The following is a 2476-nucleotide window of genomic DNA, read 5'->3' as shown; positions in this document are numbered from 1 at the left end:
ACTAACAGGCTTAAACTTACCAGAAGAGCAAATTGAGCTTTTAAATCAACTTTTTGAGCAAGCAGAACAGAAAACAGGAAAACCCGTTAAAAATAGGGTAAGATGCAAAATATAACTTAAAAAAATACCCCCCTGCATCTGAAAGTTTGGCGACCAGAAGATACAGGGGGGAGGACATAGGGACATTATGACACAGCTACAACTTTTTTCAAGCACATTGCCAAAAAAGCCATATTATACAGATGACCTGACTAATGGCTTAAACATAGCCAAAGCAGAAATTGCAAGAAAGGCTAAATACATACAACACAACGGGCCAACCCATATGTTATGGCTTGCGTTCGATATTGACCGTCAGGGTGCGTCAATTGATTGGTCTGACCGTGGAGCCCCTGCTCCAAACATAACCGTCAAAAACCCAGAAAACGGGCATGCCCATGCACTGTATGGCCTCGCCACAGCAGTCCGCACAGCCCCAGACGGACGAATTGCCCCCCTTCGCTATGCCGCAGCTGTGGAAAACGCCCTGTGTGAGCTTCTGGAAGCCGATAGAGGCTATTCCGGGCTGATTGTAAAGAATCCCCTGAACAAGCACTGGCAGGTCGCAGAATGGCACACAGAGCCTTACGAGCTGGGTGAGCTGGCTGACTATCTCGATCTCAAAACCCCAGCACAGAAGAAAAAGGTCGTTGCTGACTACGGGCTGGGCAGGAATTGCACGCTTTTCGAAGAGCTACGCAACTGGTCGTATAGAGCCATTCGACAGGGCTGGCCTGCCTACAAACAGTGGTTAGACGCTTGTTTGACCCGTGCCCAAGGTATCAACCTAAATTTCTCAAAGCCTCTTCCGTTTAGTGAAGTGAAGGCTACCGCTGTCAGCGTGGCGAAATGGACACACAAGCGGATTACGCAAGGGGATTTTGAGCATTACGTTGCCAAAACGCACACCCCAGAGATCCAAGCCTATCGCGGTGCATTGAAAGGGAAAACACGCAGGGAACAGGGCATTGAGCTACTGACTGCTGGTATGACCATTGAAGAAGTAATCGCAATCACAGGGGCAAGCCAGAAAACGGTTTATAACTGGCGGAACAGGTTGGAAGGGTGAGAAGGGGGAAACCCTGCCCAGAGACACGAGCACCCTGCGGGCTATTATCTGATATAGGCTTTTACAATTTCCACTACGGAACCTCCAAACGAAAGGGAAATCCCCTTTTCGAAAATCCTCCCAAACGTGCCCCCAACCCTCGACATGCTGCGGCAGACAAGCTGCCTTGGTCTTGGGTTATCTGTGTAAGCCACCGCCTCATAACCGTGTAAGGGAATGCCCTATAACGGGCTATCGAAGCCGGTCAAAATGGTTGACCGAATGGTCAAGCTTTTTGAGGGGCTGGGCTTTTGATTTAGCGGGTTTCGGGTCGCAGACCTGAACAAGTAGGAAGGCGAAGCCGTCAACCCGTAGGGTTGTCCTATCTTGAATTGATAACAGACTAAGTTCATTAACTTGTATTCGTAATTTGATATGGTATATCTATAAGAGATAACAAATTAAATTACAATGACAATTAAGAACTGGTTCGTTCGAAGTGAGCGAGTGAAGGACAAGCACAACGGCATCATTAAATACGGTAAATATTTAATTGATAGTAAGCATCCTAATCACTCGAATACTACCGCTATTACCCCGATATATAACAACATTGAAAACTTTATAAGAAGTGTATCAAATGAAGCGGTAAGTTTGGATATGGGCAATTCCCAGAAAAAGGGAGGGAGGCCAGTCCAAAGTTATGCCCAGAGCTTCGTTTTTGGATTGCCTCAATCAGTTCAAAAACCAACGCCGGAACAATGGAAGTCAATAACGAACGATATACTAAAAGAACTCGCCAAAAAGTTAGGTATCGAAGTTAATGATTTTAAAGGGAAGATATTTGCAAACGTCCACGAGCAGGATAACCCGCATTTAAATCTTGTAGTGTCCAGAATCATTAACGGCAGGTCATTAAAGGCACTGGACCAGAAAGGCACCATAGGGGTAGTAAAAGCAGCCTTTACCGCCTCAACCCTTGCCCGCTGTGGGCTGGACGTGTCTGCCTACAAGCCATTACAGACTAATCTAGGACCACGGCAAGAGAAATGGCAGATCCAGCAGAAGGAAGCTGAGAAAGCATTAAAGAAAGTCGGATTAGAAGCGGAAAAGCTTAATCTGGAAGTAGCAAGGGCGAAAGGCCTAGCGAAGTATTCAGCTATGCTAAATAACCAGATACTCAAATGGATTGAGGCGGTTAATATAACAGATGAAAAACAAGAGAAAAGGCAGGAAAACAGGATTGAGCAAACAATTGATAAACTAACAGGCTTAAACTTACCAGAAGAGCAAATTGAGCTTTTAAATCAACTTTTTGAGCAAGCAGAACAGAAAACAGGAAAACCCGTTAAAAATAGGGTAAGATGCAAAATATAACTTAAAAAAATA

The 2476-nt window shown here is 45.2% G+C and carries 2 protein-coding genes; both read left to right on the top strand.

Translation table 11 applies throughout. From position 1 onward, the window contains the following. Nucleotides 1-187 precede the first annotated feature (187 nt). A complete protein-coding gene (locus ACI7MX_RS22950) occupies nt 188-1108 on the top strand; it encodes a replication initiation protein (RefSeq protein WP_106117527.1) in 921 nt (306 codons plus the stop codon). Nucleotides 1109-1594: 486 nt separating this feature from the next. After that, entirely contained in the window at nt 1595-2464 is an 870-nt protein-coding gene (locus ACI7MX_RS22945; RefSeq protein ID WP_146133249.1) for a hypothetical protein, read from the top strand. The last annotated feature ends 12 nt before the right edge of the window (nt 2465-2476 follow it).

The organism is Pseudomonas sp. 2024-210, from assembly GCF_045062345.1.
Lineage (GTDB): Bacteria > Pseudomonadota > Gammaproteobacteria > Pseudomonadales > Pseudomonadaceae > Aquipseudomonas.
Note: the sequence above shows the minus strand (reverse complement) of the source record. Positions and strands in the feature narration are given on the sequence as shown.